Origin of the sequence: Micromonospora sp. D75, assembly GCF_018070405.1 — a bacterium.
Lineage (GTDB): Bacteria > Actinomycetota > Actinomycetes > Mycobacteriales > Micromonosporaceae > Micromonospora > Micromonospora chalcea.
This window is the reverse complement of the sequence record NZ_JAGPXV010000294.1, coordinates 1-7,243: the sequence shown is the minus strand read 5'-3', so window position 1 is coordinate 7,243 and position 7,243 is coordinate 1. Positions and strand designations below refer to the sequence as shown.

The following is a 7,243-nucleotide window of genomic DNA, read 5'->3' as shown; positions in this document are numbered from 1 at the left end:
GGCGACCGTGACCCGCGCAGGGATCAAGCCTGACCGCCCGGAGCCGGGCACGGTCGCCCCCGGCCCTCAACCGCAACCGACCTCTCAGACAGGCTCGGTGACGAAGTCGATCAACCGCTCCATCGCGTTGATCAGCGGCGTCTCCACGTCGGCGAAACTGTCCACCCGGGACAGGATGTGCCGCCACATGTCAGCCGGCTCGGCCACCCCGAGCGCCGCGCAGACCCCCTCCTTCCAGGGCTGCCCCGGCGGCACCACCGGCCAGGCCGCGATGCCCAGGGCCGCCGGGCGTACCGCCTGCCACACGTCGACGTACGGGTGCCCGGTGACCAGCATGTGCGGCGAGTTGACCCGGGCGACGATCCGGCTCTCCTTCGAGCCGGGCACCAGGTGGTCGACCAGTACGCCGAGTCGGCGGCCGGGGCCGGGCGCGAACGCGCGTACCTCGTCGGCGAGCGCGTCGATGCCGTCCAGCGGTTCCACCACGACGCCTTCGATGCGCAGGTCGTCGCCCCAGATCCGCTCGACCAGCGCGGCGTCGTGCACGCCCTCGACCCAGATCCGGCTGGCCTTGGCGACCTGCGCCCGTACGCCGTCCACAGCGATCGAGCCGGACGCGGTACGGCGGCGCGCGGCGGGCACCGGGGCGCGGGCCGGCCGCCGCAGCGTGACCGGCCGGCCGTCGAGCAGGAACGCGGCGGGAAGCAGCGGGAAGTTTCGCCGTCGCCCGTGCCGGTCCTCCAGCACCACCGCGCCGGTGTCGAAGCCGACCACCGCGCCGCAGAACCCGGAGTCGGCGTCCTCGACCACCAGGTCCGGCTCGGCGTCGACCTCGGGGGTCACCTTCCGTCGCCGCCAGTCGCCGGCCAGCACGTCGCCGTCGTATCGCCCCGCCATGCCGGAGACGCTAGCCACGACCTCGGCGTGTCGCTCGCCGACGCGCCGACCGGGGCGTCATCCGTCGGCACGAAACGGTGCGAAGGGGTTAGTTGGGGGCAGGTCGCGCCACCGGAGCGGCAGCCGAGACAGCAGCGGCGCGGAGCACGTACCCTTTCGGCATGTCCTCCCCCGCAGCGGGCGCGGCCACACTGGCTCCGCGCCGGTCGAGCCGGTTCGTCGCCTGGGTGCGTGCCTGGCGAGCCGGCCTGGTGCCGTTCGACGAGGTGGCCGACGCGGTCGCCGGCGACGAGGAGCACCTGGTCGCCGACGCACCCGGCACCTGGACCGACGTGTCCCTGCGGGAGGCGCTGCCCAGCCTGGCCAAGCACTCCCCGGACGACATCCGCCTGGTGCTGCCCGCGCCGGGCGACCCGCGCGGCCTGCCCGGCCCGGGCGCGTTCGCCGGGGCGGCGCTGGTGGCCGGCGAGGCGGTGGTGGCCAGCGGCATGGGGTTGGTGCCGGAGGTCCGCACGCACACCTCCGGGTCGGGGATGACCTGGGAGACAGTGCTCTGGCGGGTCCACCCGCTGCCGGCGGACGCGCCGAAGGCGTCCCTGTCCACGCCCGGCGCGGCGGAGGCCGAGGCGGAACTCTCCGCGGTGCTCGCCGAGACGACAGCCACGCTGACCCGCCTCGACGTCGCGCAGTGGCGGCCCGAGCTGGCCGGTGCGCTCGCCGCGTTGCGCCGCCCGGACGGAGGCACCGACCTCCCGCCCGGCTTCGACCCGCGGGCCCGCCGGCTGTTCGCGCGCGCCGCCGTACTCGATCGGGTGCTGGCGCTGGCCGGGGAGAGCGCGCCCGGCGGCGCGGTGAACACCTACGAGGCGCAGCAGCGCGACGCGGCGCTGCGGCCGCTGACCACCGCCTGCCGGCAGGCCCTGGTGGCCGCCTGCAACGCGCCGCTGCGGCTGTAGAACCCCGGCTCAGACCTCGTCGATCAGGTCGGCCACCGAGTCGACGATCCGCGACGGACGGTACGGGTACCGCTCGGCCTCGGCCCGGCTGCTGATGCCGGTGAGCACCAGGATCGTCTCCAGGCCGGCCTCCAGGCCGCACAGGATGTCTGTGTCCATCCGGTCGCCGATCATCGCGGTCGACTCGGAGTGGGCGTCGATGGTGTTCAGCGCCGAGCGCATCATCATCGGGTTGGGCTTGCCGACGAAGTACGGGTCGACGCCCGTCGCCTTGGAGATCATCGCCGCCACCGAACCGGCCGCCGGCAGCGCGCCCTCCATCGACGGGCCGGTGGCGTCCGGGTTGGTGCAGATGAACCGGGCGCCGTCGTTGATCAGCCGGATCGCCTTGGTTATCGCCTCGAAGCTGTAGGTGCGTGTCTCCCCCAGCACCACGTAGTCCGGGGCGAAGTCGCTGAGCACGTACCCCACCGCGTGCAGCGCCGTGGTCAGCCCGGCCTCACCGATGACGTACGCGGTCCCGCCCGGCCGCTGGTCGGCCAGGAACTGGGCGGTGGCCAGGGCGGACGACCAGATCGCCTCCTCCGGCACGTCCAGCCCCATCCGGGCCAGCCGGGCCTGGAGGTCACGCGGGGTGTAGATGGAGTTGTTCGTCAGCACCAGGAACGGCTTGCCGGAGGCACGCAGCTTCTTGACGAACTCCGGCGCGCCCGGCACCGGCTGTCCCTCGTGCACCAGCACGCCGTCCATGTCGGTGAGCCAGCTCTGCACCGGCTTGCGGTCAAGCATCGTGTCGTCCCCAGGGGTGTCGTCGGGTCGGGCTCAGGGCCGGCGGGCCGGGGGTACGCAGCACAACGCCGGACAGGTGTCCCAGGCCGGCAGTTCGCCGAGCCGACGGCGCAGCCGCTCGCCGTCCGGGGCGGTGCGTTCCAGCACCAGCTCGCGGACCATCGCCACGAACCGCGGGTCGACGCCCGGGGTGCCGGCGCGGACGAAGTCCAGGCCGAGCTGCTTGGCCGTCTCCAGCGCCTCGGTGTCCAGGTCCCACACCACCTCCAGGTGGTCGGAGACGAAGCCGATCGGGCTGACCACGACGCTCGTCACGCCCTGCTCGGGCAGCGTGGCCAGGTGGTCGTTGACGTCCGGCTCCAGCCACGGCACCTGCGGCGGGCCGGACCGGCTCTGCCAGACCAGGTCGTACGCGAGGTCCGGCGCGGCCGCGGCGTGCACCAGCCGGGCGACCTCCTCGAGCTGGGCGGTGTACCGGCCGCCGTGCGGGCCGGCGCTGGCGGCCGCCGACATCGGGACCGAGTGCGCGGTGAAGACCAGCCGGGTGCTGTCCCGCTTCGCGGGGTCGAGCTGGGCGAGCGCGGCGCGGACCGCGTCGGCGTGCGGCTCGATGAAGCCGGGGTGGTCCCAGAACTGGCGCAGCTTCTCGATCAGCGGGGCGTCCGGGCCGACCGCGGCGCGGGCCGAGGCGATGTCCTCCTGGTACTGCCGGCAGGAGGAGTAGCCGCCGTACGCGCTGGTGACGAACGCCAGCGCCCGGGTGATCCCGTCGTCGCGCATCCGCGCCACCGTGTCGGCGAGCATCGGATCCCAGTTGCGGTTGCCCCAGTAGACCGGCAGGTCGACGCCGTTGGCGGCGAAGTCCGCGCGGATCGCCGCGAGCAGGTCACGGCACTGCTGGTTGATCGGCGACACCCCGCCGAAGTGCAGGTAGTGCTCGGCGACCTCGGCCAGCCGCTCCGGCGGCACCCCCCGCCCCCGGGTGACGTTCTGCAGGAACGGGAGAACGTCCTCGGGCCGCTCCGGGCCGCCGAAGGAGACCAGCACCAACGCGTCGTACGCCATGGGGTCCATTCTTCCTCGCCCGCCGTGACGGTGTGGCGACGCCCCCTGGTCGGCGCGGTGACCACCCGGGCATGGCGTGTTAAGAAGGGCCCCTTCCTATGCGCGAGGCGTTAAGAAGGGGCCCTTCCTTACATCTCAGGCGCCGATGGCGTGGTAGCCGCCGTCGACGTGGACGATCTCGCCGGTGGTGGCCGGGAACCAGTCCGACAGCAGCGCCAGGCAGGCCCGGGCGGCCGGCTCCTGGTCGGTGAGGCTCCAGCCCAGCGGGGCCCGCTCGGTCCAGGCGTCCTCGAACTGGTCGAAGCCGGGGATGGACTTGGCGGCGATGGTGCGCAGCGGGCCGGCCGCGACCAGGTTGCTGCGGATGCCCTGCTTGCCCAGGTGCAGCGCCAGGTAGCGGGAGGCGGACTCCAGCCCGGCCTTGGCCACGCCCATCCAGTCGTAGACCGGCCACGCCTTGGTGGCGTCGAAGGTGAGGCCCACCACGGCGCCGCCAGAGGACATCAGCGGCAGCGCGGCCATGGCCAGGGACTTGTACGAGTAGGTGGAGACCTGGAGCGCGGTGGCCACGTCCGCCCACGGGGCGTCGAGGAAGCCGCCGCCGAGGCAGCTCTGCGGGGCGAACCCGATCGAGTGCACCACCCCGTCCAGGCCGTCGACGTGCTCGCGTACCTTGTCGGCCAGCCCGGCCAGGTGCTCCTCGCTGGTGACGTCCAGCTCGATCACCGGCGCGGGTTCGGGCAGCCGCTTAGCGATCCGCTCCACCAGGGAGAGCCGGCCGTAGCCGGTGAGCACGACCTGGGCGCCGTTCTCCTGGGCGAGTTTCGCCACCGAGAAGGCGATCGAGGCGTCGGTGATGACGCCGGTGACCAGCAGTCGCTTACCGGCGAGAAGTCCGGACATTGCGTGTCTCCTCCGTGCTCTGCTCAGTGACCCATGCCGAGGCCGCCGTCGACCGGGATGACGGCGCCGGTGACGTAGCCGGCCGCGTCCGAGGCGAGCCAGGTGACGACGCCCGCGACCTCGTCCGGGGTGGCCATCCGCCCGGCGGGGATCGCCTTGCGCAGCTCCGCCTTGCGTTCCTCGGGCAGCCCGGCGGTCATGTCGGTGTCGATGAAGCCGGGCGCCACCACGTTCGCGGTGATGTTGCGGCTGCCCAGCTCGCGGGTGATCGAGCGGGCCACACCGACCAGGCCGGCCTTGCTGGCCGCGTAGTTGACCTGGCCCGCGCCACCGTAGAGGCCGACCACCGAGGAGATGAAGATCATCCGGCCCCACCGGTTCCGGAGCATCTTCGTCGAGGCCCGCTTGGCGACCCGGAACGAGCCGCTCAGGTTGGTGTCGAGCACGCGGGTGAACTGTTCCTCGGACATCCGCATGAGCAGCGTGTCGTCGGTGATGCCGGCGTTGGCGACGAGCACCTCCACCGGGCCCAGCTCGGCCTCGACCGCGGTGAACGCGGCGTCGACCGACTCGGCGTCGGTCACGTCACACCGCACCCCGAACAGGCCCTCCGGGGCCTCGCCGCTCCGGTACGTGACGGCCACCCGGTCGCCCTGCTTGGCGAAGGCCTGCGCGATGGCCAGGCCGATCCCCCGGTTGCCGCCGGTCACCAGCACCGTACGGGCCACGGATCCCCCTCTGCTCCAGTGATCTCTCGGTCCGGTCGGAGCCTAGGGGTTACCGGTAGGTAAGCGCTAACCCGAGCAGGTCACACGCCGGCGCCGCCGGGGTCGGCGGCCGCGCGCGCGACACCCGCACACACCGGTGTACGATCACCGGGTCTGCGGGCCGGTCTGCGCCCGCGTTCCGGGCCCCGCCGACCGTAGGAGGTGATCGCTGTGCGAGATAGCGATCCTCCCAGTCGTGGCCGGGCCCACCGTCAGCCCCGCTGAGCCACGGCTCGGTCGACGCGGCTGACCCGCTTCCCGCCCTCCGCACCGCATCCGCTCTCCGGCGCCCACGCCGGGGCGGCCCTGCCGCGCGGCGGAGCACCCGGTCACGACTTCGTGCGCGTACGCCCCGACCCCCCACGGCCCGCACCGGGCCGACTGTCGCCACGGAGCACACCCATGAGCCGTTACGTCGCCCCCCTGGGTTTCACCCTCGCCGCCGTCTGGGTGGCGGTCCTGTTCGTGCTGGCCGGCGGCGGTCACTGACCACCGCCGGCCGGGCCCGGCTCAGACCAGCCGGGACGTCCAGAGCAGACTCAGCCCGCCCGCGCACAGCGCCAGCAGCAGGGCGACGCCCGCGTACCACTGGGTGATCTCGCGCGGCTCCGTCCGGTAGCCGATCGAGCTGCCCATGTCCTGGTAGACCTGCTTCAGCTCGCTGGCCGACGCGGCCTCGTAGAAGAAGCCCTGGGTGGTCTCCGCGAGCTGGGACAGCGCGGTGCGGTCCACCGGCACCCGCTGGAGCTGCCCGCCGATGTCGACCTGGCCCGAGTCGGTGCCGAACGCGATGGTGGACACCGGCACGTTCGCCGCCTGCGCCGCCGCGGCGGCCTCCTCCACCGACCGGCCGGAGGTCCGGTAGCCGTCGGACAGCAGCACGATCCGGGCCGGCGGGATGCCGGCGGCGCCGTCGGCCGGCACCGAGCGGATCGCCTCCAGGCAGGTGAAGACCGCCTCGCCGGTGGCTGTCGCCTCGGCCAGCACCAGCCCGTCGATGGCGGTGTTCACCGCCGCCCGGTCCTTGGTCGGCGGCACCAGCACGTTCGCGGACTTCGCGAACGACACGAGCCCCAGGTTGTAGCTCTCCGGCAGCTCGCCGACGAACTGCTTGGCCGCCTCCTGCGCCGCCTCCAGGCGGTTCGGCGACACGTCGTCGGCCTGCATCGACAGCGACACGTCGATGGCGAGCATGACGGTGGCCCGCTCCAGCGGCTCGCGGGTGTCGATCGCCGGGCGGGCCAGCCCGGTCGCCAGCACCAGCAGGCAGAGCAGGAACGCGGTGGCCGCCACGTGCCGCCGCCAGCCCAGTCCCTTGGGCGCGACGGTACGCAGCAGGTCGACGTTTGTGAACCGCAGCGCGTACTGCCGGCGGTGCAGTTGCCGCCAGACGTACGCGGCGGCGAGGGCGAGCACCGGCAGCACGGCCAGCAGCCACCACGGTTGCAGAAAACGGATCATCGCGTCGTCCCTCGGGTGCGGGCGTGCCGCTGCGCGGCCACGAAACGCACCATGTCCAGCAGCCAGTCTCGGTCGGTACGCAGGCGCAGGTGGGCCGCGCCCGCGGCGCGCAGCTCGGCGGCGATCGCCCCGCGCTGGGCGGCCGCCGCCTCGGCGTACCGGCGGCGCAGCCCCGGGTCGGCGGTCTGCACCTCGTGCAGCTCGCCGCTCTCCGGGTCGACCACCGGCAGCACCCCCACGTCGGGCAGTTCCAGTTCCCGCGGGTCGACCACCTCCACGGCCAGCACGTCGTGGCGGACCCGCAGCTTACGCAGCGGCCGGCCCCACTGCTGCGGCGGCGCGAGGAAGTCGGAGATGACCACCGCCACGCCGCGCCGCCGGGGCGGCCGGTTGAGCATGTCGACG

General features: G+C 73.5%; 7 protein-coding genes and 1 pseudogene. 1 reads left to right on the top strand and 7 read right to left on the bottom strand.

Annotation, left to right across the window (positions count from 1 at the left end):
• Window positions 1-84 precede the first annotated feature (84 nt).
• The gene (locus KBX39_RS18175) at window positions 85-897 is read right to left on the bottom strand and encodes a DUF3097 domain-containing protein (RefSeq protein WP_210871657.1); all 813 of its coding nucleotides are present in this window, start codon (window positions 895-897) and stop codon (window positions 85-87) included.
• Between the two features lie 161 nt (window positions 898-1,058).
• Here KBX39_RS18175 and KBX39_RS18170 point away from each other — a divergent pair, with 161 nt between their 5' ends.
• Complete coding sequence (locus KBX39_RS18170) at window positions 1,059-1,853, top strand: hypothetical protein (protein ID WP_030504270.1); 795 nt, start codon at window positions 1,059-1,061, stop codon at window positions 1,851-1,853.
• 9 nt (window positions 1,854-1,862) lie between these two features.
• On the opposite strand, the gene KBX39_RS18165 is transcribed toward KBX39_RS18170, so the two are convergent.
• The 6 genes and pseudogenes from KBX39_RS18165 to KBX39_RS18140 form a co-directional block, all read right to left on the bottom strand.
• Window positions 1,863-2,642, bottom strand: a complete 780-nt coding sequence (locus KBX39_RS18165) for an HAD-IIA family hydrolase (RefSeq protein WP_043329726.1) — start codon at window positions 2,640-2,642, stop codon at window positions 1,863-1,865.
• A gap of 33 nt (window positions 2,643-2,675) precedes the next feature.
• Window positions 2,676-3,707, bottom strand: a complete 1,032-nt coding sequence (locus KBX39_RS18160) for a ferrochelatase (protein ID WP_064445353.1) — start codon at window positions 3,705-3,707, stop codon at window positions 2,676-2,678.
• A gap of 135 nt (window positions 3,708-3,842) precedes the next feature.
• Window positions 3,843-4,610, bottom strand: a complete 768-nt coding sequence (gene fabI / locus KBX39_RS18155; RefSeq protein WP_043329725.1) for an enoyl-ACP reductase FabI — start codon at window positions 4,608-4,610, stop codon at window positions 3,843-3,845.
• A 23-nt stretch (window positions 4,611-4,633) separates the two neighbouring features.
• On the bottom strand, window positions 4,634-5,338 hold the full coding sequence (gene fabG / locus KBX39_RS18150) for a beta-ketoacyl-ACP reductase (protein WP_210871655.1): 705 nt from the start codon (window positions 5,336-5,338) through the stop codon (window positions 4,634-4,636).
• 549 nt (window positions 5,339-5,887) lie between these two features.
• Window positions 5,888-6,838 (bottom strand): VWA domain-containing protein, encoded by a 951-nt coding sequence (locus tag KBX39_RS18145; RefSeq protein WP_064445352.1) that lies wholly within the window; start codon window positions 6,836-6,838, stop codon window positions 5,888-5,890.
• Window positions 6,835-7,243 (bottom strand): annotated as a pseudogene (locus KBX39_RS18140) (DUF58 domain-containing protein); the annotation flags it as partial. The gene KBX39_RS18145 and the pseudogene KBX39_RS18140, both read right to left, overlap by 4 nt.